This window comes from Serratia sp. SSNIH1 (assembly GCF_002935055.1).
Taxonomy (GTDB): domain Bacteria; phylum Pseudomonadota; class Gammaproteobacteria; order Enterobacterales; family Enterobacteriaceae; genus Serratia; species Serratia nevei.
This window is the reverse complement of the sequence record NZ_CP026383.1, coordinates 3,891,076-3,911,433: the sequence shown is the minus strand read 5'-3', so window position 1 is coordinate 3,911,433 and position 20,358 is coordinate 3,891,076. Positions and strand designations below refer to the sequence as shown.

25 protein-coding genes are annotated in these 20,358 nt (G+C 51.7%); 15 read left to right on the top strand and 10 right to left on the bottom strand.

Going from position 1 to position 20,358, the window contains the following annotated elements:
- Positions 1 to 121: 121 nt before the first annotated feature.
- Complete coding sequence (gene alkB / locus C3F38_RS18875) at positions 122 to 769, top strand: DNA oxidative demethylase AlkB (protein ID WP_019452474.1); 648 nt, start codon at positions 122 to 124, stop codon at positions 767 to 769.
- Here the strand turns inward: alkB and C3F38_RS18870 are convergent.
- Positions 752 to 1,687 carry a LysR family transcriptional regulator gene (locus C3F38_RS18870; RefSeq protein ID WP_033647920.1) on the bottom strand — a complete coding sequence of 312 codons (936 nt, stop codon included), beginning with the start codon at positions 1,685 to 1,687 and terminating at the stop codon, positions 752 to 754. The genes alkB and C3F38_RS18870 overlap by 18 nt on opposite strands.
- A gap of 85 nt (positions 1,688 to 1,772) precedes the next feature.
- Between C3F38_RS18870 and C3F38_RS18865 the strand changes: the two genes are divergently transcribed.
- Positions 1,773 to 2,402 (top strand): hypothetical protein, encoded by a 630-nt coding sequence (locus C3F38_RS18865; RefSeq protein WP_103791723.1) that lies wholly within the window; start codon positions 1,773 to 1,775, stop codon positions 2,400 to 2,402.
- 7 nt (positions 2,403 to 2,409) lie between these two features.
- Here C3F38_RS18865 and C3F38_RS18860 read toward each other — a convergent pair whose 3' ends face one another.
- Positions 2,410 to 2,652 carry a hypothetical protein gene (locus C3F38_RS18860; RefSeq protein WP_025303447.1) on the bottom strand — a complete coding sequence of 81 codons (243 nt, stop codon included), beginning with the start codon at positions 2,650 to 2,652 and terminating at the stop codon, positions 2,410 to 2,412.
- Between the two features lie 304 nt (positions 2,653 to 2,956).
- On the opposite strand from C3F38_RS18860, the gene C3F38_RS18855 reads away from it, so the two are divergent.
- The gene (locus C3F38_RS18855; protein ID WP_038878008.1) at positions 2,957 to 3,865 is read left to right on the top strand and encodes a sugar glycosyltransferase; all 909 of its coding nucleotides are present in this window, start codon (positions 2,957 to 2,959) and stop codon (positions 3,863 to 3,865) included.
- A complete protein-coding gene (locus C3F38_RS18850) occupies positions 3,843 to 5,066 on the top strand; it encodes an O-antigen ligase (protein WP_038878010.1) in 1,224 nt (407 codons plus the stop codon). The genes C3F38_RS18855 and C3F38_RS18850 overlap by 23 nt, the downstream gene beginning before the upstream one ends.
- Here C3F38_RS18850 and C3F38_RS18845 read toward each other — a convergent pair.
- Together C3F38_RS18845 and C3F38_RS18840 are read right to left on the bottom strand one after the other, a co-directional pair.
- Complete coding sequence (locus tag C3F38_RS18845) at positions 4,990 to 6,105, bottom strand: glycosyltransferase family 9 protein (RefSeq protein WP_055317517.1); 1,116 nt, start codon at positions 6,103 to 6,105, stop codon at positions 4,990 to 4,992. The two genes, C3F38_RS18850 and C3F38_RS18845, sit on opposite strands and share 77 nt — an antisense overlap.
- Before the next feature lie 143 nt (positions 6,106 to 6,248).
- On the bottom strand, positions 6,249 to 6,884 hold the full coding sequence (locus C3F38_RS18840) for a flavodoxin family protein (RefSeq protein WP_055317516.1): 636 nt from the start codon (positions 6,882 to 6,884) through the stop codon (positions 6,249 to 6,251).
- A 115-nt stretch (positions 6,885 to 6,999) separates the two neighbouring features.
- On the opposite strand from C3F38_RS18840, the gene C3F38_RS18835 reads away from it, so the two are divergent.
- The 3 genes from C3F38_RS18835 to C3F38_RS18825 all read left to right on the top strand — a co-directional run bounded on the left by C3F38_RS18835 (position 7,000) and on the right by C3F38_RS18825 (position 8,977).
- Positions 7,000 to 7,896, top strand: a complete 897-nt coding sequence (locus C3F38_RS18835; protein WP_047730310.1) for a LysR substrate-binding domain-containing protein — start codon at positions 7,000 to 7,002, stop codon at positions 7,894 to 7,896.
- 69 nt (positions 7,897 to 7,965) lie between these two features.
- Complete coding sequence (locus tag C3F38_RS18830) at positions 7,966 to 8,553, top strand: nitroreductase family protein (RefSeq protein ID WP_033635168.1); 588 nt, start codon at positions 7,966 to 7,968, stop codon at positions 8,551 to 8,553.
- A gap of 130 nt (positions 8,554 to 8,683) precedes the next feature.
- Positions 8,684 to 8,977 (top strand): DUF2623 family protein, encoded by a 294-nt coding sequence (locus C3F38_RS18825; RefSeq protein WP_038878018.1) that lies wholly within the window; start codon positions 8,684 to 8,686, stop codon positions 8,975 to 8,977.
- Between the two features lie 13 nt (positions 8,978 to 8,990).
- Here C3F38_RS18825 and C3F38_RS18820 read toward each other — a convergent pair whose 3' ends face one another.
- Complete coding sequence (locus tag C3F38_RS18820) at positions 8,991 to 9,560, bottom strand: XRE family transcriptional regulator (protein WP_038878021.1); 570 nt, start codon at positions 9,558 to 9,560, stop codon at positions 8,991 to 8,993.
- 38 nt (positions 9,561 to 9,598) lie between these two features.
- Between C3F38_RS18820 and C3F38_RS18815 the strand changes: the two genes are divergently transcribed.
- The 8 genes from C3F38_RS18815 to C3F38_RS18780 all read left to right on the top strand — a co-directional run bounded on the left by C3F38_RS18815 (position 9,599) and on the right by C3F38_RS18780 (position 15,793).
- Positions 9,599 to 10,117 carry a GNAT family N-acetyltransferase gene (locus C3F38_RS18815; RefSeq protein WP_055317515.1) on the top strand — a complete coding sequence of 173 codons (519 nt, stop codon included), beginning with the start codon at positions 9,599 to 9,601 and terminating at the stop codon, positions 10,115 to 10,117.
- Between the two features lie 17 nt (positions 10,118 to 10,134).
- Positions 10,135 to 10,575 (top strand): DMT family transporter, encoded by a 441-nt coding sequence (locus C3F38_RS18810; protein WP_038878024.1) that lies wholly within the window; start codon positions 10,135 to 10,137, stop codon positions 10,573 to 10,575.
- 440 nt (positions 10,576 to 11,015) lie between these two features.
- On the top strand, positions 11,016 to 11,318 hold the full coding sequence (locus C3F38_RS18805) for a toll/interleukin-1 receptor domain-containing protein (RefSeq protein ID WP_055317514.1): 303 nt from the start codon (positions 11,016 to 11,018) through the stop codon (positions 11,316 to 11,318).
- A 125-nt stretch (positions 11,319 to 11,443) separates the two neighbouring features.
- Positions 11,444 to 12,877 carry an SIR2 family protein gene (locus C3F38_RS18800; RefSeq protein ID WP_055317513.1) on the top strand — a complete coding sequence of 478 codons (1,434 nt, stop codon included), beginning with the start codon at positions 11,444 to 11,446 and terminating at the stop codon, positions 12,875 to 12,877.
- 10 nt (positions 12,878 to 12,887) lie between these two features.
- Positions 12,888 to 13,328 carry a TIR domain-containing protein gene (locus C3F38_RS18795; RefSeq protein ID WP_055317512.1) on the top strand — a complete coding sequence of 147 codons (441 nt, stop codon included), beginning with the start codon at positions 12,888 to 12,890 and terminating at the stop codon, positions 13,326 to 13,328.
- Between the two features lie 112 nt (positions 13,329 to 13,440).
- The gene (locus tag C3F38_RS18790; RefSeq protein ID WP_055317511.1) at positions 13,441 to 14,043 is read left to right on the top strand and encodes a TIR domain-containing protein; all 603 of its coding nucleotides are present in this window, start codon (positions 13,441 to 13,443) and stop codon (positions 14,041 to 14,043) included.
- The gene (locus tag C3F38_RS18785) at positions 14,040 to 15,227 is read left to right on the top strand and encodes a toll/interleukin-1 receptor domain-containing protein (RefSeq protein WP_055317510.1); all 1,188 of its coding nucleotides are present in this window, start codon (positions 14,040 to 14,042) and stop codon (positions 15,225 to 15,227) included. Before C3F38_RS18790 ends, C3F38_RS18785 begins: the two co-directional genes overlap by 4 nt.
- Positions 15,224 to 15,793 (top strand): hypothetical protein, encoded by a 570-nt coding sequence (locus tag C3F38_RS18780; protein ID WP_055317509.1) that lies wholly within the window; start codon positions 15,224 to 15,226, stop codon positions 15,791 to 15,793. Before C3F38_RS18785 ends, C3F38_RS18780 begins: the two co-directional genes overlap by 4 nt.
- Before the next feature lie 199 nt (positions 15,794 to 15,992).
- Here C3F38_RS18780 and C3F38_RS18775 read toward each other — a convergent pair whose 3' ends face one another.
- From C3F38_RS18775 to C3F38_RS18755, 5 genes are read right to left on the bottom strand one after another with little or no spacing between them, the layout of a single operon-like run.
- Positions 15,993 to 16,658 carry a hypothetical protein gene (locus C3F38_RS18775; RefSeq protein WP_071934093.1) on the bottom strand — a complete coding sequence of 222 codons (666 nt, stop codon included), beginning with the start codon at positions 16,656 to 16,658 and terminating at the stop codon, positions 15,993 to 15,995.
- Positions 16,652 to 17,143 carry a TIR domain-containing protein gene (locus tag C3F38_RS18770; RefSeq protein ID WP_071934092.1) on the bottom strand — a complete coding sequence of 164 codons (492 nt, stop codon included), beginning with the start codon at positions 17,141 to 17,143 and terminating at the stop codon, positions 16,652 to 16,654. Before C3F38_RS18770 ends, C3F38_RS18775 begins: the two co-directional genes overlap by 7 nt.
- A gap of 31 nt (positions 17,144 to 17,174) precedes the next feature.
- The gene (locus C3F38_RS18765) at positions 17,175 to 18,203 is read right to left on the bottom strand and encodes a nucleotide kinase domain-containing protein (protein WP_103767404.1); all 1,029 of its coding nucleotides are present in this window, start codon (positions 18,201 to 18,203) and stop codon (positions 17,175 to 17,177) included.
- Entirely contained in the window at positions 18,196 to 18,750 is a 555-nt protein-coding gene (locus tag C3F38_RS18760; RefSeq protein WP_055317424.1) for a hypothetical protein, read from the bottom strand. Before C3F38_RS18760 ends, C3F38_RS18765 begins: the two co-directional genes overlap by 8 nt.
- The gene (locus C3F38_RS18755) at positions 18,747 to 19,832 is read right to left on the bottom strand and encodes a thymidylate synthase (protein WP_055317430.1); all 1,086 of its coding nucleotides are present in this window, start codon (positions 19,830 to 19,832) and stop codon (positions 18,747 to 18,749) included. Before C3F38_RS18755 ends, C3F38_RS18760 begins: the two co-directional genes overlap by 4 nt.
- Between the last annotated feature and the right edge of the window lie 526 nt (positions 19,833 to 20,358).

Genomic DNA, 20,358 nt, shown 5'->3' with positions numbered 1-20,358 from the left:
ATTGATTTTATGGCGGCTACTGTAGAGAAATTTGCCGCCAACGACAATGGCGTTGCCGGGCGCTGGACAATCGGCGGCGGCGGGTTACAATGAATACTGTATATTAATACAGGTTTTGGCGATGACAATCGATCTTTTTGAAGACGCGCTGCCGCCGCCGTGGCGAGAAGAGATCGCCCCCGGCGCGGTGGTGATGCACGGCTTCGTGCGCGATCACGGGCCGGAACTGCTGGCGGCGGTGCAGGGCGTAGTCGCCCAGGTGCCGTGGCGGCATTTGACTACCCCCGGCGGGCACGTGATGTCGGTGGCGATGAGCTGGTGCGGCAATGGCTGGACCAGCGACAGCCGCGGTTACCGCTATTCGGAACGCGACGCGCGCAGCGGCAAACGCTGGCCGGCCATTCCCCCCATCCTGATGGCGCTGGCGGACGAAGCCGCGCAGCAGGCGGGCTTCGGCCCCTTCGTGCCGGACTCTTGCCTGATGAACCGTTACGATCCTGGCAGCAAGCTGTCGCTGCATCAGGATAAAGACGAGCACGACTTCGGTGCGCCGATCGTCTCGGTGTCGCTTGGGCTGCCGGCGGTGTTTCAGTTCGGCGGGCTGCAACGCAGCGACCGGGCGCGGCGCATCCCATTGGCGCACGGCGACGTGGTGGTATGGGGCGGCCCGGCGCGGCTCTGTTTTCACGGCATCCTGCCGGTCAAGGAAGGCTACCACTCGCTGGTGGGGCCACACCGCATCAACATCACGTTACGCAAGGCGCTTTAGCTGCGGCTCCTGCGCCAGGCAGGCGACGAGATAGTCGATAAACACCCGCAGTTTGGGCGGTAGATACTGGTTAGGCGCGTAGAGTAACCACAGGCCGCCGTGATAGCTGCTGAGGAAATCCCACTCCGGCAACACCTGCACGATCTCGCCGTCGTCGAGCGCCTGGCGGGCGGTAAAATACGGCAGGCTGCCGATGCCGATATGCTGTTTTACCGCGTCCAGCCGCACACCGGTGTGGTTGGCGGCGTAGCGGCCGCGCACGTTGACCGTCACCGTTTTGCCGCTGCGGCGGAACTTCCATTGCGCGTCGCTCGGCGTTTCGCCCAGATAGATGCAGCTGTGCGCCGCCAGATCGTGCGGGTGCTGCGGCGTGCCGTGCTGCGCCAGGTAGTGCGGCGTGGCGCACAGCAGATGGTCTATTCTCATCAACTGGCGGCCGATCAACCCGGGCGACGGGCGATCGGTGATGCGCAGCGCCAGATCGACCCGATCGTCGATCAAATCCATGTAGCGATCTTCCAGCCGCAGCCTCACGTCCACCTTCGGGTAGCGGCGCAGGAACTCCGGCATGTGCGGATGCAGCACGAAGCGGCCCACCGCCTTGGGCACGCTGACGCTGACCAGCCCCTCGGGCTCCACGGCGCCGCGCCCGCCGATCGCCATGACCGCGTCGGCCGCCGCCAGCAGGGTGCGGCAGTGCGCAAACGCCTCTTCGCCGCTTTCGCTCAGCCGCAGTTTGCGGGTGGTGCGGTGCAGCAGCTGCAGCGCCAGCGCCTGCTCGAGTTTCGCCACGCTGCGGCTGACGGCGGAAGGCGAGGTGCCCAGTTTACGGGCAGCGGCGGAAAAGCTGCCGCTCTCTACCACCTGAACGAAAACGGCCATTTCGGGCAACAGGGCGTAAGAAAGATTTGTGCTCATGACGCAAAGGTCCATTGTGATAGCGGCGGATTATCCCTCGATTATGACATGAATATAATGGCTCTTCGAACCGAGGAGAAAAATGATGACCGAACGACGTTATTACTACAGTGACGATGTACAGGGCCAGGCGCAGGTGTTGAGCTGCGCGCCGGCCGAGGCGGGCGCTTACGCCGTAGAGCTCGACGCCACGCTGTTCCACCCGCAGGGCGGTGGCCAGCCGTCCGACGTGGGGACGTTAGGCGGCGTCGCCGTGCTGCGGGTGCAGCAGCAAGGGGATACCGTGCTGCACTTTACCGCTGCGCCGCTGCCGCTCGGGCCGGTTACGATGCAAATCGATGAAGCGCAGCGCCGCCTGCACGCCCGCTGGCACTCCGGCGGGCATCTGATCGGCTGGCTGGGAGAAACCCGAGGCTGGCGGCCGGTCAAGGCACATCATTGGCCGGGGGAAGGGCGCATCACGTTTACGCCAGGGCTGGATGCGCAGACGGTAGAAGCGAACTTTTTGCAGGCGGAGCTGGTGCGCTTGATCGCCGCCGATTTACCGCGCCGCCAACAGGCGGTGGAGGGGATGCGCCAGGTCGGCTTCGGCGAACTGCCCGCCTACGGCTGCGGCGGCACCCATGTCGCCAGGCTGGGCGAGGTGGGGGCAATTGCGATCACCGGCGTAAAGATGAAGAAAGGTCAGCTGATCGTGCAGTATGAGCTGGGGTGAATAAGGTTCAGCGCCCGGCCTGCCGCAGCTGGGTGCAGAACGCGCATTGGCATCCCGCTACCGGCACCGCCGCGCAGCTGCCGATGTTCACCGGCTGGGCGTCCATGGCGTGAAAGCCGTAAAACAGATTTTCGATGTTTTGTTCCGCCGCGCGCGCCTGTTCCGGGCGCGGTTCGGGCACTTTTGACTGAAACGCCGCGGCCTTGCCGGCCAGCAGGCTGAGAAACAGCAGCGACAGCTGGATTTTCATCGTCGTCTTCCTTTGGCTGAAGTTGTGATACATTATAACAAAACCCCTTCAATGCCAAGCGGCGGTGCCGCTGCCACTCACGTTATTTTTACGTGCTGCAACAGTTTCTCATTCAATTAACACTTCGACATATCTCTTATCGATACGCTGACTAATAATTCAAATTACAAAAATTGCCTCACTAAACGAATATTTAGATACTCGCTGTGCGGCCTGGCCAGTGCTGACACGTTTTTAAATTCTGAGCATACAGAAAGATGCCTCTGTAGGTATCGTCACGCACTCTGGACAGGACATCGCCACCATGGGCTCTTTTTTTAAGCAGATCTACCGCTATTCCCACGCGCGCCCTTATCGGCATAACGAAAACCTCTGGCCCTACGTGAAGATCGCGCGCGGCGAAGGCGGTGAAATCGCCGCCTTATGGTACAAGCACCGGGCGGTGCCGATCGTCCCGCTGAGCGAACTGCGCAGTAGCTGCCGGGGGGAGGTGCTGCTGACGGCTACCGGCCCGTCGGTGAAGGCGCTGCGCTTCGAAAATATTCCCGCCATGCCCGCCATCGGGGTCAACGGCGCCTATTGCCTGCATCGGCAGCTGGATTTTCGTTTCTACGTCATCGTGGACATGGGGTTTATCGACAGCCGCCCAGAGATCGTGCGCGACGTCATTCAACGGCCTGGGCTGACGCTGTTCACCACCGTGCACGGCGTGGCGCGCATTCTCGATCGCTTTGGCCCGGCGGCGATCGGCTGCCGATTGGCGATCGTCGAAGACGCGGCCTGCAAGATTTACCGCCCCCGGATCGACAGCGGCGCGCTGTGGGATCACTACTGCCGGGAAAACGGCGTGGTCTTTGCCGCCGAGAGCCGCATGCTCGGCTTTAGCCAGGATATCCGCTGCGGCATTTTCGATGCCGGCACCGTGGCCTATTGGGCGCTGCAAATCATCGCCTATCTCGGCTTCAAGCAGCTGTTTATCGCCGGACTGGACATGAACAACTTCCACCAGCCGCGCTTTTACGAAACCGAGCAGGATCGCTTGCCGACGTTCCTGGCGGACAAGGTGGAGTCGCTGGTGATCCCCGCTTTTCGACACGCCGGCGCGATCATGAAAAAGCAGCAGATCGCGATTAAAAACCTCTCCCTGCACAGCGCTATCGGCAGCGATATCTTCGAGAAGGTGGACGGCAATGTTTACTTTCAGCAAGCCTGAGCGGTGTTATCGCTTCGGCAGCGCGCTGTTTTTAGCCTTCGCGTTTTTCAGCGCGATCTTTTGCGGGCAGACCCGCGTCAACAACCTGTTTCATTTGGCGGCGCTGCTGTGGCTGGCCGCCGTGTTCACCTGGCCGCCGCTGCGGCGGCAGCTGTGGGCCAATCGTCAGGCGCGCTGGGGCGGCGGGCTGGCGCTGATGTTTTTGCTTTATTATTCCCTCAGCGCGCTGTGGGGCGAGACGCCGGGCGACATGCCGTCGGCCCTGACCCACAGCGCCTATATCCTGCTCTACCTCGCCTGGCTGGTGACGCTGCTCGACGGTGAGCGGCGTCATCAACTGCAGTGGGCGATGCTGGCCGGCATGACGGCGCTGTGCCTGTATCTGACGCTGGTCGACGCCCCGTCGATTTATTATCTGCGGGAAACCACCGCCCGCAATCCGGGGCCGAGCAACGTGATCGATCTGGCCGGTTACGCCGCCATCGCCATTTTGTTGAGCCTGATGATTTTCCGCGATACCGGGCAAAAAGCGGCGCTGTGCTTTATCCCGCCGCTGCTGGCATTCATGGTGCTGACGCAAAGCCGCGGCCCGCTGATCGCACTGGCGCTCGCGGTGGTGGTGGCGATGCCTTATCGACACCGGCCGGGACGGTGGCTGTGGTTTCTGTTGCCCGGCGCGCTGGCTGTGGTTCTCGCCGTCGTTTACAGCGCGATCGGCGAAATGTTGCTGACGCGTTTTGGCGAGCTGTATCAACAGAGCTTTGTTCGCATCAGCATCTGGCGCCACAGCCTGGCGCTGATCGAACAGGCGCCGTTCTTCGGCTACGGCTTTGACAAGCAGCTTAACTTTCTCAATTACACCGGCGAGCTGAACCACACCACGCACAGCCTGTACCTCGGCGCGTTGCTGAAGGGCGGCTGCGTGGGTTTCCTGTTGCTGCTGGCGCTGCTGGGATATGGCGCGCGGCTCGCCATCGCACACTGGCGCACAGGGCGGCGCTGGGAGGCGGGCCTGTTTCTGTTTATGCTGGTGTTCTACAGTTCGCAGGGCATGTTTGTGATCGCCAATCCGGCGGAGTTTTGGTACCTGTTTTGGCTGCCGCTGGCGCTGCTGCTGTCGCAGCCTAAACGGCGGCCGATCGGGACTGTGCAGACGACAGCGCCGCCAGCGTCTTCTCCAGCACCTGTTCCGCCGCGATAATACTAAGCGGCTGGCGGCGCTCAGCGGCACTCAGCGCGGCGCTGTCAACCGGCACGTGCATCACCTGATGCCGTTCGCTGTCCTGATAGGGGCCGGTATGCCGCGGGTTAGCGGTGACGAACAGGCTGACGGTGGCGGTTTTCAACGCCACGGCGAGGTGAAGCGGCCCGGTATCGCCGGTCACCAGCACCTGCAGATTGGCGATCGTCGTCAGCAGTTGCGGTAACGTGGTCGCGCCGATATGGCTTACCACCCGCTGTTGCTGTTCCTCGCTCAAACCCGCCATAAATTCCCGCTCGAGGCTGCGCTCCGCCTTGCTGCCAATCAACTCGATCTGACAGTCGGGGGAGTGCGCCAGCAGCCGTTGTGCCAGCTCAACAAAGCGGTCGACCGGCCAGCGGCGCAGCATTTCGGAGGCGCCCATCTGAAAGCCGATCAGGATCTTGCCCGCCGGCTTCTCAAGCGCGGGAAACGCGACCGGGATGAACATGTCAGGATTGTCGGTACGGCATCCCAATTGCCCCACCATATCCAGCTTGCGCTGAATTAAATGGCCGTCGCTGCTGTGGCTGACGCCGGTCAGCCAGCGCTCCATGCCGCTCGGTTTGTTGCCGTAAACGTCTTTGAACAGGTATTGGCAACCGGCGGCGATGGCGACCAGCACGTCGTAAGGCGCCTTCGAGTGCAGGATGACCGCCAGCTGTGGCCGGTTTTTTCGCAGGCGCCGGATAACGGCCAACATGTCTTTGGCCTTGTGGTCCCAGTAAATCACGTCATGAAAGCAGGGGCTGCCTTCGACCAGCTGCCGGTTTTTATGGCTGGAGACCAGCGTGATTTGCGCGCCGGGATAGCGTTCGCACAGTGCGCGGATGGCGGGCGTATTGAACATCAGATCGCCGAGGGCGCTGGTGGAGAAAATCACGATGCGTTCAAAGGATTGCTGCGGATCGAAGCTCGCTGCGGGCCGGAAATTGCCCGCGATGCGGGTATAGAGACGTAAACCGGCGTTGGCCGCCGCTATTTTCCACTGTTTAGACATTGCAGTTCGCTTCCGCTTGAGATCGGCGGCCACCGTCTGGCGCCGCGTCGTATCATACAAGCGCGGCAACGGCGGGCCAATGGCCCGCAACAGATTGCGACAGATGCTAACGTTATGTTTGCAATTGTCGCCGCGCGCCGCGCTTACTCTTCCCAGACTTGCGTACTGCGCGGGCTGTCCATCTGATAATCCGAGTAGGGGCGAGTGAAGAACTCGCGCCCCAGTTCGCGGGCGGCCTGCAGCGGATTGCGCGGATCGCGGGCGATCTCGCCGCGCTGGTTGCCGGCGCCGTGCACCACGCCGACGAACGCGGAATGGGTGTAGCGGCTGAATTCCTGGAGCTGATGCACGATGCCCAGCGCCGCGCCGGGGTAGGTTTCTTCCGACGCCACTGCCAGCCCGATGCGTTTACCGCTCATGCGCTGGTGCACCTGTTCCGCCTGAGGGTAGGCGTTGGAATAGAAGCTGAACGAGCGATCGAAAAAGGCTTTGGTTTGCGCCGACATGCCGTACCAGTAAATCGGCGTGCAAAATACCGCGCCGTCAGCCGGCAGGAAGTGCTCCAGGAACAGCTCGGCGTAGCGATCGGCCGGCGGCGGCGTGTGGCGTTCATCGCTCAGAAAACCGCTCAGGTAATCATCGAGAAAATGCAGGCTGGCGGAAGTACCGGCTTCGGCGGCGCCCGCCAGGATCGCCTGCGCCAGCGTGGCGCTGTTGCCGTCGCGGCGCGGGCTGCCGACCAGCACTACCAGACGTTTGGGTTGATGAGTTTTATTCATGTCATATTCCTCGGTATGAAGTGGATTCAGTCCTACTCTAGAAACAAGTGCCGGCAGGCGACAAATGACGGCTTTTCTGCCAGGATGATTTCAACTCATCTCAAGAGGCTTCGCCATGTTTGCCATGCTGCCCGTCAACGCATTACGCACCTTTGAATCCGCCGCTCGCCTGCGCAGCTTCAAGCTGGCGGCGGCCGAGCTGACGGTGACGCCGACGGCGATTTCGCACCAGATCAAAGCGCTGGAACAGCAGTTGGGGTTTGCGCTGTTCGAGCGGGTGCCGCGCGGCGTGCGGCTGACGCCGAAAGGCGAAACGCTGTTTGCCGGGGTGCACGGCGCGCTGCTGGACGTCGCCGCCACGCTCGAGGGCCTGCGGCCGCAGCCCAGCACCGGGTCGCTGTGCGTCTCGGTCACGCACTCTTTCGCGGCGCTGTGGCTGGTGCCGCGCCTGGGACGTTTCTACCAGGCGTACCCGCACTATCTGGTGCGCCTGGAGGCCTGCGCCGAGGTGATCGATCTGCAGCAGGACGCCAGCGTGGACGTGGCGGTGCGTTACAGCCGCGCGCAGTATCCTGCGCTGCATCAGACGGCGCGGCTGGAGGAAAGCTTTGGCGTCTACGCCGCGCCGGAGCTGGCCGCCGCCGAGCCGGAAAACCCGGTGCTGATCACCGTCAAGTGGGGGGATTCGGCGCTGTACGACAGCGGCTGGCATGACTGGTGCCGGGCCGCTGGCGTAGACTGGTGGCAGCGCCATGCGGCGATGCGCAGCTATCACGAGGAGCATTATGCCCTGCAGGCGGCGGTGGCCGGGCAGGGGCTGGTGCTTGCCAGCTCGGTGATGGTGTCCGATATGGTGGACAACGGCCTGCTGGTGGCGTACCGGCCGGAGGTGCGCGTACCGGGCGCCGCGTACAGCGTGCTGTGCGCGCCGGGGCGCGAGCGGCATCCGCCGGTCAGGGCATTTCTCGCCTGGCTGCAGCAGGAGCTGCCGCAGGGCAATGGCACGAAATAAAAGTTTTACCGTCCTAAGCTGTGGGAATATCAGCGAACTTTTGTTTTTACTTCACTGCGAGAACCTATCATGAGCCAGCCAAGAACCTCCGATTACCCGATTGATGCGCAATTTATCGAACGCTGGTCGCCGCGCGCGATGGCCAACGACGCCATCGACGATCAAACGCTGCTGAGCTTTTTTGAAGCGGCGCGCTGGTCGCCATCGGCCTACAACATTCAGCCGTGGCGCTTTGCCTACAGCAAGCACGGTTCTGACAGCTGGGAGAACTACCTGGAATTCTTGATCGACTTCAACCGCGGCTGGGCGCAGCACGCCTCGGCGCTGGTGGTGATCGTCTCCAAAACCACCAGCCTGAACGGCGAACGGCTGGTGGACAACCCGACCCACGCGTTCGATACCGGCGCCGCCTGGGCTAGCCTGGCGCATCAGGCGCACCTGAAAGGCTGGTTGACCCACTGCATGAGCGGCATTCACCACGACAAGATTAAGGCGGCGCTGCAGCTGCCGGACGACTATGCGGTGCACGCCATGGTGGCGATCGGCAAACCGGGCGACAAGGCCCGCCTGCCGGATTTCCTGCAGGAAAAAGAGGCGCCGTCGGGCCGTCTGCCGCTGGGCAAGACCGTCAGCGAAGGGCTGAATTTCACGCTGTGATTGCCCGCCTTCCCTCAGGCCCGCTTGGCGGGCCTTTTTTATGCGGCGAGTAAAACTTAGGGAGTATGTTCTCGTTCGTTTATTCGCTGTATATTTTGTTATATAGCGATGGCGTGATGAGGAGGAAACCGTGGGTGACCATTTTGGCAAAGGGCTGTTGGCGGGGCTAAAGGCGGAGAACCTGAAGCCGGAGACGGAGCTGTCGCGCTTTTGCTCCGACTACAAGCGCGGCTTTGTGCTCGGCTATGCGCACCATTTGGCGCAGCGCTGCGGCGACGAGAACCGGGCGGCGTTCGAGGCCGGGCAGCTGAGCCGCGCCTATGGCCTCGGCAGCGAGCCGATGAGCGAGTTCTTTTCCGGCGGCGACAGCCGGCTGGCGGAGAAATTTTTCCGCGCCGGCTATAACCGGCCGACGCAGGGCTAGCGCGGGCGGGGCGTCAGGCGGCGCTCAGCACCGCCACCATATACACGCACGGTTGGTCGCTCTGGTTTTCAAAGCGGCAGTCCGCCGGTGGGCCGAGCTCCAGGCAGTCTCCCTCGGCCATGTCATGGCGCGCGTCACCTTCCACAAAGACCAACTCGCCGGATAAGACCCAGATCAGCTGGCGCTTGAAGGCATACACCGAGGCCGGCATCGGGATCGTCGCGCCGGCCGGCAGTTCGATACGCACCAGATCGAGCGGCAGATCGGTGCGCGGCGAAACGTGGCGCCGCACGTAGCCGCTCTCCGGATCGACCCAGACCGGTTGATCTTCCCGGCGCAGCAGCCGGCCTTCCTGCGTTTCCGCCCGAGCGATGAGCTTGGACATGCTGAGGCCGAACGCCCCCGCCAGCCTGCCCAGCAGCATCGCCGTCGGGCTGCTCTCGCCGCGCTCGATCTTATGAACCATCGCCCGTGAGACGCCCGCCTGCTCGGCCAGATCGGACAGCGACCAGTGGCGCGCCTCGCGTTCAATGCGAATGCGTGCGCCGATCAGCTGATTTAGATTGTCTAATTTAATATTCATATCGTAGTATTATAGTGGACAATTGGCCGGGGTAAACCATGATTATACGAAATGCGACGCTTAACGATAGCGCGGCGATTGCCGCCATCTATAACGACGCGGTGTTGAACAGCACCGCCATCTGGAATGAACAAACGGTGGATGCGGCCAATCGCGCGGCGTGGATCGGCGAACGGCAGGCGTCGGGCTACCCGGTGCTGGTGGCGGTGAACGGCGCGGACGAGGCGATCGGCTACGCGTCGTTCGGCGACTGGCGCGCCTGGGACGGCTATCGCCATACCGTAGAACACTCGGTGTATGTCCATCAGGCGCATCGCGGTGAAGGGATTGGCAAAGCGCTGTTGATCGCCCTGATCGCACGGGCGCGGGAGATCGGCAAGCATGTGATGGTGGCCGGCATCGAATCCGGTAATCAGGCCTCCATTCAGCTGCACCTGGCGCTCGGGTTCCGCGAGGTGGGGCGCATGGAGCAGGTGGGCGCCAAATTTGGCCAATGGCTGGATCTGACTTTCCTGCAGCTGACGCTCGACGAGCGGGCGGCACCGCCGGCGCGCTGATCCCGGGAGACAGGGCGATGAATATGCTATTGCTGCTGATTGCGGCGGGAATGGGGCTGGTGGTGCAGAATCTGCTGATGGTGCGCATGACCGAAAGCGTCTCGACCATCCTTATCACGCTGGTGATCAATTCCAGCGTCGGTTTGCTGCTGCTGGTGGGGTTGCTGCTGGCCAAAAACGGCCTCGGCGCGGTGGCGGAAGTGACCGGCGCCGCCAGGTGGTGGATGCTGCTGCCGGGGCTGCTGGGATCGCTGTTCGTGTTTGCCGGTATCCTGGGCTACCAAAAACTGGGCGCGGCGGCCACCATCTCGATCCTGGTCGCCAGCCAGCTGTGCATGGGGCTGCTGGTGGACGTCTACCGCGCCGGCCCGGCGGCGCTGCGCGAGAATCTGCCGGCGCTGTTCGGTGCCCTGCTGCTGGTGGCGGGCGCCTATCTGGTGGCGAAACGCAGCTTTTGACGGCGGCTGAAAGGCAAAAAGCCCGCTCGGGTTTCCCTGAGCGGGCTTCTCTAAATATGGCTCCTCTGACTGGATGCGAAATCTCATATATCTTGTTGAAATTAAATTGATTTAATTTTTTAAATTGAAGCGGGGCCCTCAATAAGGCCCCGAATGTTGTTGCTGTTTTTAAATGTGATGTATATCACATCTGTGATTGTTGTTCTGACCGTAGGTAGATATGACTATCGTCTCGGTACCAATAGTGAACCAATTCAGATCAAAGATAGTGGCATTATGCTCATCGTGTTGAATATAATACGCCCACTTTCTGAGATAATTATCTGAAAGTGAATCTGATGTACGAGGTATTATCGATGTTGATTTTGCTCAATGATGGCATCTTGAGTTTAATGTCAAATGGTTGATCTTTACCCAATAGAAGCAGGAAAGAATTAATAATGCCGATTCTTCAGTCAGACCTTCTTAACGCAGGCCAACGCCGCTCAGTGCATGGGCAATTTACCAAACGCTTTGGTCAGCCCACAGCCTTTCTAAGTCACAGCCACAGGGATGCTCAGCTTGCTCTAGGGTTACAGGAATTGCTGAATAATCAAGGATGGGACGTCTACATCGACTGGCAAGATCAGACAATGCCTGAAAAATGGGATGCCGAGACTGTCCCCAATATCAAAGCTGCCATTGTCCGTGCTGATTGGTTTTTCTTTCTCGCAACACAGCATTCAATGGCATTACTATGGTAATGAATGCCTAAATCTCTATAACAAAATTGACGTATCTACTGGTACTTCTAGCCTTGCGGTTTTGTTATTCTCGGCAATGGTAAGTGGGTGCGCTATCTTTAATTTTATAAGCAAAGAATCAAAATATGAAAAGAAAACTTCTGCGCCTCATTGACAACCTATCTAAAGAACTAGACGAAGGCAATCTTGCAGTTTTTGCAGGTGCTGGTTTATCCCGAACAGCAGGCTTTGTAGATTGGAAGTCACTGTTGAAACCAATCGCTGACGACTTAGATCTTGATGTTGAAAGAGAATGGGATCTGGTGACTCTTGCTCAGTACCATGCTAATGCCAACGCGGCAAATCGCTCGAAATTGAATCAGATGCTTGTCTCTGAATTTTCATCTGGCTTAGCACCAACAGATAATCATGAAATTCTAGCCAGACTACCAATCCAGACCTATTGGACTACAAACTACGACAAGCTCATAGAGAGTTCGCTCGAACGAAATGGTAAAACTCCTGACGTCAAGTACACCAATAAGCAATTAGCAACTACCCGTCCCAAACGAGATGCCATCGTTTATAAGATGCATGGAGATGTTGATCACGCATCGGAGGCAGTGCTGATCCGGGATGATTATGAACGCTATCACATAAAGATGCAGCCGTTCATTACTGCACTCAGCGGTGACCTGATAGCTAAAACTTTCCTTTTTTTAGGCTTCAGCTTCACTGATCCCAATCTTGAGTACATTTTGAGTCGAGTTAGAATTCAATTCGCACAGGACCAGCGTCAGCACTATTGCATCCTTCGTAAGGCTAGCAGAGAGGAAGGCGAAGAGCTGGCCGATTTCGAATATCGTGAACGCAAAGAAGACCTCTTCAAGCATGAATTGCTACGGGTTGGTATCAAGGTTGTATACGTTGATGAGTTTTCTGAGATCACCGATATCCTGCGAGAGATTGAACGTCGCCACAAACGTAAAACCATTTTTATATCTGGTGCGGCTCATGACTACACTCCTTGGAGCGTATCAGAGGCGGAACAGTTTGTTTATAGGCTAAGTAAAACTATCAGCAAGCAGCAGTACCGTGTTATCTCAGGATTCGGTTTGGGGATCGGTAGTGCTGTTATTACTGGGGTACTTGAAGAGACCATCATGAATGGTGGTCGTCTCGACAATGATCAATTAGTCCTACGTCCTTTTCCCCAAAACCAGTCAGGGGAGCGTGCTTTGCCTGAACTCTGGACAGAATACCGCCGTAACATGCTCGCTCATGCAGGCGTTGCGATCTTTCTTTTCGGCAACAAGTTGGACAAGACTGGGACTGTTATACCATCCCACGGTATGCGTGAAGAGTTTGATATTGCAGTGGCTAACGGACTTTTCGTTATTCCGGTTGGGATTACCGGTTCGATCTCCGCCGAACTATGGCAAGAGGTGATTAGTGCTTATGATGAATCAAAGCACGAGAATGGTAAGAAAATCACCCCGTTGCTTCACAAGCTGGGCTCCCAAGGTACTGATTTGGCTCATGCCCATGACATCATACTGTCTCTCCTCTCCCTCATTTAAGGACGAAATTATGACAAGAAAAGTATTTTTTAGTTTCCAGTATGAAGACGTGCAACGTGCGATGAACGTACGAAACAGCAACGTGATCGCTTCTGATACCAAGGTGGGTTTCATCGATAAAGCCGATTTTGAAGAAGTTGAGCGCAAGGGAGATGCTGCCATTAAGAAATGGATAAACGATCAGCTTTACGGTACGAGTGTCACTGTAGTTCTTATCGGAGCCACAACCAACAAGAGCAAATGGGTTAAGTACGAGATTGAGCAAAGCATTGACCGTGGCAATGGTATCTTGACTATCGACATCAGTAAAATCGCAGATCTCAAAGGGAACACTACCGACTGCTGTTCTCTTCGCGTTCCTGATGCCCCTCACTATTTATGGAATAAAGGAAATGGTCGAGAAAACTTAGGGAAGTGGATTGAGGCTGCTGCTGAGGCAGCTGGTAAGTAATTTCGGTGAGCGATGCTGTAAAGCCAAGGACACGGACTGAATCCCCAGATTTGGCGACTGCTAAGCTATCTCCCGAGCTGACACGGGCTTAAATACGATAAATGGAGTCAAAATGCCACGCAGAACATTCTTTTCCTTTCACTATGGGCCTGATGTCTGGCGCGCTTGGAATGTCCGTAACAGTTGGGTTGTGAGGGAAGCCAATAAGGAAGACAGGGGCTTCTTTGATAGCAGCGTGCTTGAGGCATCGAAAAAAGAGAGTGACAATACACTAAAAAATTTTCTCCGTAAGGGATTAGACAACACTTCTGTTACCTGTGTCCTTGCTGGAACCCAAACATGGGAACGTCGGTGGGTACGCTATGAAATTGCCCGTAGCGTAATCAAAGGAAATGGATTACTTACCGTTTACATTCACGGGGTCCAAAACAAAGACAAAGAGACATCTACAAAAGGGGCTAATCCATTAGCGCAGATGGGCCTTTATAGAACAGAGCATGGCATCTATCTCGCCGAATGGAAGGGCGGAAAGTGGGTAGCTTATGCAGATTACACTCTTGCAATTTCTGAGGGGGACCTATGGTTCACTGCACCAAAAACGAACAACGTAGTCCAACTGTCAACTCACTACCTGAGCTACGATTTCATTGGCCAAGATGGCAGAAAAAATATTGGCGGGTGGATTGAAACTGCTGCGGAAATGGCTGGTCGATGAGCGATACTTCAAATATAAGATCTCCGTACCAGCTTATTATGCTTGGTGCATCCAATGGGCATGATAATGGCCTACGTCATAATATTGATTCGGCGCTTCATAAACTTGGGATCCCGACTTGCGCGATCAAATACTTCTGCGAATTCAACGCCGCTGACCGCAGCTTAAAGTTGCCGACGATGGCAATATTTTTCGGCTCTCCAGAAAATACTGTCGATACAGCCCTTGTCACAGAATTGATTGACGATTCGATCGTGATCGCTCCGATTGTCTCAGATTTGTCTCAAGTACATGAAGAAATTCCGTCGCAGCTAAGACACATAAACGCTATTGTGTTGGGCTCAAATGATGAAGGAATTGACCGTCTAGTCACGTTAGTCCTCGAGACTTTCCGGTTGTTACGACGTGAGCGACGTTTGTTTATCAGCTACAAGCGAGCTGGCTCTCAGCCCCTAGCCGATCGATTGTACGATGCTCTAGATGCTCGCGGTTTTGACGTTTTTATTGACGTGAGGTCGGTACCTCCAGCCGCAGATTTCCAATCTCAACTCTGGCACAGGATGTCGGATTCCGATGTCGTGGTTCTGATTGACACTCCTGGATTCAGAGAAGGCCGCTGGACTTCCGAAGAGCTGGCTCGCGCTAATGCGACCAATGTTCAAATCTTGCATCTTCTATGGCCGGGGCAAAAGGAAGATCCAGCATCATCTTTCAGTCACTTCATGAAGCTTAAGCGTAGCGATTTTGTTGGATACCTTCCTATGCGGGGTCGTTGGGCAACAAAGGGACTGGTGAAGAGAATATGCGTCGAGGTCGAGCGACTGCGCGCACCGGCAATTGCTGCCCGCCACCGGTATTTGGTTGATAACTTTTGTGACGCAGCCCGTGATGAGGGGTTTAATCCAAGTGTTCAGATTGAAGGCTGGATTTCTCTTGAACCCAAGTCAGAAAGGGGACTCGCTATAGTGCCAGCAGTGGGTATACCTACCTCTGATCGTATCAATGAAGTTTTCGAAGCCATCACCCATAATGTTGTTGAAACGAAGGAGATATGGATGATTTATGACAACAGAGGCGTACTGAAAACTTGGCTCTCGCACCTAGATTGGCTTGATTCCTATTTACCGATCAGGGCTGTACAGATGTCGAAGGTTCCCCAACTTCTGAAGGAGTTCATTGCGTGAAAGAGATATTTCTATCTGCCAGCGTACCCTTGCCCAATCGTGATCGAGAATTTTTCGATACCGCAGACGTTCTTGCTATTAGGGAGGCGATAAAAGCTTTGGTTGAAGTAGTGCTGCCGATTGGACGAATTACGTGTGGTGGTCATCCAGCAATAACTCCTCTCTTGGCGTTATTTTCTCGTGAGGCCAACCTAGATCGTAACCGGTTGGCAATTTACCAAAGTAAACTATTTGAGGGGCGCTTGCCTCCTGAATTGGAAAATTTCGTCAACGTACACATGATTCCTGCGGTTAATAATAACAAAGAGGCTAGTTTGACAGCCATGAGGCGTGCAATGATCAAGAGTCAACGTTTCAACGCAGCTGTGATCATTGGCGGCATGGAGGGCGTCTATGAGGAGCATGAATTATTTATTGAATGCCATCCCAATGCTGTAGTGCTGCCTCTCTCAACGACAGGCGCCGCCGCAAGGATTATTTATGAGCGGGGGCAATATGATCCGTTACTTGCGCGTGATAGAACTTATTCTAGTTTGTTTCGTCGAAAGTTGCTACCTATCAGTTAATGCAAGAAAATGATATTAAGCAGGACTATCGCACAGCCTAAGTAAGCGATATATCTAATATGGCAATAGAGGAAAATCATGGAGCGTTGGTAGAGAAAATATAACAACGAGCGCCCCATGAACCCCTAAAAAACTGACGCCGGAATGGTACCAGTCGATGATTAAATACTGGGAAAAAAATTGAAGAAAATGGATGTGTTTACAAATAGATCTCTCCCGTACCCTGATCAACACGTTTATAGTAATCAGAAAATTGACATGGGTCAGATATAACTAAATTTCTATCATTGCGAAAATCAAGTTCTATTTTTTTTATAATATTATTTGCGGGTATGGATTTTTTTAAGGGGATCTTTTTATAACCTATACCTCTATGATACCCAATCGAGTTTAAGTCTACTTCAATTGCCTTATCACCGAAATAATAGAAATGATCTGAAATCAACACTTGGTCAGCACTAGTATCACGTTTTAGATTGGTCATATTAAATGAGCCATCAGCATTGCTATGATGCGAGTCTTCTTGAATCCATTGATTATTGTCATCTTGATGATAGATATTATCCCCCAACATCTGTACATGGCTACCATTTCTAGCTGGCTTTTTGATAGAGAATCTGGTATCTCTCCAATAATCATTAAAGCTAATTTTTTCAGTAACTTTCATTAACAAAATACATTTATGTTTAACTGGTTTTAAATTAGCTCCACCAACTCCTAAGATCCAATCACCCACCTTAGCAGATTTTCTAATTCCAGGTTTGCATGTTGCTAAAGTACAATGACCATGAAATGGGTTAGGGGCAAAACCAAAGTCTCGTGTTATTATATAAGCATAAAGATGAGAGTTAGGTTCAATTAGCATACAACATTACCTCCTTGATTTTTCTCCCGAACTGTACCATCTGGCTTTTGAAAGCTAGTTTTACCTTCTAATGCGTTTATAATAGCGTCCCCTCTCCACGCAACGATAGAGGTTGCATATTTTTCGAGATTTTCTGGCAGTTTTACATCCCCTTTTAGGCCATTCTCATATACACCTATAATCGGCTTTCCAAGCTGATGAGCTGCTTGAATTTCCCAGTTTACCCAAGGTCTTGTATGGGTTTCTTTCCCGATAACTACTATAACTTGACCGGCCCATCTCATTTTCATTCTTAGTAGGCGAGCTATCGTTCTATCACTAATCTTTTTTTCATCTGCACGTCTCTGGTTTTCAGGTTTCATTCTGACAGAACTGTTACGTAACTGATAACCTTTTGCCGCAACCAAGCGAGAAACACCATCAACGCTAGCATCATCTTTGTGATGATGACTAACAAAAACATTTTTCTTAATTTCTTTAGACATTTATTAAATCCTTTCTAAGGTTTAGGTGTTATCAAACTAACTTGAAATTATAATTTTGTTGATAATGATATTTTTGTTTTGGTCTTTTGCTACTAAACTTAGTTCTACATCTTTTATCAATCTCACATGCGCCACTGTTTTCCATATCCATCAAGGTGTAAATCCTTTCCTCTTTAGATAGGAAGTGAAAAATTTCATCCATATCCCATTTTTCATTATACCTTTCTGCAACATTATTCTGATTAATAGTAAACCAAAATAAGCACTCTTCGCTATTCATTCCGTCCCTATCAGAAAAAATCCAATTTAATCCTCTTTCACATCCCGGACCTGAAATAACAAAATTCATTTCTGTAAAAGGAAAATCTATTATGTATGTTAAATCTATAAAAATTTGATAAGCAAGAAAATCTCCAATGCCTGAAAATGATTTAAGGTGATTAAACACTTCGAGCTGATTTGCCGAAGATTTGACTCCATTTACTATTATTTCTTGGTTATAGAAAACAAATTTTATCATTCTAAGAATCATATTTTTTTCAATGGTACTTTCTTTTTTTTCTAAGAATTTACCAAAGTTAACCTTCGGTCCTCCCAAAATATAAGCGGCACTAAAAAAAACATAATCTGGTCTTTCTAGAGTAATATTGTAAATTTTCTCTCTGATTTTTTCATTAATGTCGCCAATGGTCATTTTTGAAAAATTGAAAGGAGCATCAATTTCATATAATGTTTCATTTTTATTTATCACTCTAAATAGAAATGAGTTAAGGATTTTATCTTCATAGCTCAATAGGGGGTTGTTAATTACATTTATTAATAACCACTTGGTTTCTCTGTCCCACGTTCTTTTAGTATTTACAAATTTATACCTTCTCAATATTTCGTCATCTGTCCAATAGGGAGGGAGATTTAGTATTTCTTTCTTGTAATATATCGAAGTTCTCTCTCTTTGATGATAAAACCATTCCCTGATAATAGTTTCATTTAATATGGGTTTGGCGGTTTTAATTTTCTTTTCTCTGACATTACAAAAAAGTTGATCATTTTTGTTATTCACTGAAGAGCACCTTTTCGAAGAAATTTATAAAATTATCTAATCCGCTCGTACTATTGTCGAAATGATAGTCTGATTTTAATTTATTCTCATTGACATATTTATCAATCTCATATTTTTTATAATTGTTATTTTGTCGTTCGATATGTACTATGGTGAACTGATTGTTCTTCGACCATGCGAATTCTTCATTCGATCTAATGTCAGTAATTATTATGTTTTTCTTAGACTCTCCGTCATTTTCTAACAATTTCAACTCTTCTGATAACATTCTAATGAATATTTTTTCTTCAATCTTTCTTAACTTGTCTAGACTTAGCCATATTTCTCGTGGTGAATAAGAAATAAAGTCACCGGTAGGCAAGGTTAAATTCAGAGGTGACATTTTTTCATCGGGAGTATAGTCTTTTTTCATCCATGGATAGATGTAATTGGCCAATTTCTTAAGTTGATCGCTAAATGATAATCTAATAAATTCGTGATTGGATATTAGATAATTGGAAAGAAAATCCTTCCCACTACCAGATATGCCCATAAATGCAATTCTCATAGCCACTCCTTATTGGAATTATTAAAGTGGTTTGAAGTGATACTTAAATTGAACTCGTTGCTCAACTTAGTTGTTAACACTATTCTTTCATTAAATCTTTCTTGGAAAACATATGACAATGCTGCTTCTGCATATCCCCAGAGTAAATTATCTTCAGTTTCTACAATATGTTTTCTAAAAATATCCTTTAGTTTTTCATTTTCCTTATCCATTGTGTCTATTTTATTTGGAATATCTATTATTATTCTCTCAAGAAATGACACTATATCACAAAATAACAATTTAATACCGGCCAGTGATGTTGGGAATGATATGTTGTCATCATTTATCAACCCTGTTTTTTGTTTTTCTTTTCTTTTGTAAATCTCATTGGCTTGAGCCATCCTGTCTTCATATATATGAAGGTTTGTTACTGATTGATGTAAATATCCCAATTCAATTTGATTATCAACCTCTCTCTGTAGTATAAAAAGCACCACCTCTTGAAGCAAGCTAAATTCGAAGATGTTTATATTACTTACACCAAATATTAGATCGCCACTTCTTTGAGTTATTTTAATGTTTAACTTTTTGTCTGGGGTGATAAAAAAATGGATTAAATTATTGCAAGGTATATCAAGACTATCTTCTAAATTGTATACATTTATGAGGCTATCATGAGTGTCTCTGTCAGGCATATATAAGCTAATAACAGCTCTTCTGGTAAATATTCCCTCTTTTTTGAATTGTTGTACTACATTTTCCAGTTGTCCATGAGCGTAGAGCCTCTCTCCATAAGCTGCTCGCCAAATTACACCATCATCTGAATATTTAGGTGCTCTTGGCAAAAAAAAATTTAAATATGGATTAATCCGGTTATCGCCAGCGAGCACCCACATAGCCTCAGCAAAAGTAGAGAATATGTTATTTTTCCGACCTTTTAAACTTAAATGCCTTGATCTCGGATTGTGCAAAATCATACTAACATCATATATTGTTACAGCATTCCCGTTTCTTGTTGATATGCTCACACCTTCCTTAAGCACTTTTTCTAGGATCTTTATTGTTATATCGTTAATAGTTTCACCGTAAACGACGTGCATAAACAAAACCTCATGTTTTAAAAACATCTTCTTAGTTGATAACTGCATTTTGCCTTGACAGTGACATTGAATGTCATACAGGTATCATTAGGACTAATCAGATCACTCGTTTCTTGTATACTGCCTTTAAAAATGGCTTCGAATTTGATAGTCAATTGGCTTTGAACGGTAGCAAGCGATGGCTTACACTCAAGCTACCGCCCTCAGTGACATAGGCACTGCGCTTGTACAAATGCTACCCAATTTATGTGTTTAGTCAATCTCGCAATCAGATAACTACGAAATTTTAGCGTTATTATCCATGGAGCGTTGGATTTAGGCGTTTGCGAGTAAAAATTTCTCTGAAATGCAAGCAGAGGTACAAATGACAATCCGATTAATAATCAAAACCATTTTTACTGCTGCGAACCAAGGGATGCTATGGCCAGTTAAGCAGATGCAGTTTTTCTCCCGTGTGCTTTCCGTACTCGTTTTTGCTTTCGGTTAGTCGTTTCCTACCATAATGCTTCCCGATAGGATAAATGGT